Raw genomic sequence first — 261 nt, 5'->3', positions numbered from 1 at the left:
TCACCGAAGCGGCCGCCGGCGATCCGGCCATTGAAGCCAGCCTGCAGCTGTCGGCCTCGGAAGCCGCGGCGGCACGCCAGGCGCTGCGCGCCTCGGAAAAACTGCCTGACCTGCCCGAGCCGGGGGCCGAGCCGATCCCGGTGGAAGAAGACACCGTGCCGCCGCCACAGCCGCTGCCCGAGCCGCGCCCGCCGGACGCGCCCACTCCGCAGCAGCAGAACGCCCAGGAACGCATCGCCCAGCCCGACACCGTCGACCAGG

At 74.3% G+C, this 261-nt stretch carries 1 pseudogene; it reads left to right on the top strand.

Annotated features, from left to right (window positions below):
• A pseudogene (locus tag ACQG3P_RS20190) lies at nucleotides 1–261 on the top strand (cell envelope integrity protein TolA); the annotation flags it as partial.

It is taken from the genome of Stenotrophomonas sp. SrG, assembly GCF_050031795.1.
Classification (GTDB): Bacteria; Pseudomonadota; Gammaproteobacteria; order Xanthomonadales; family Xanthomonadaceae; genus Stenotrophomonas; species Stenotrophomonas rhizophila_A.
The sequence above is the reverse complement of the archived record's forward strand: the minus strand, read 5'-3'. Positions and strand labels throughout refer to the sequence as shown.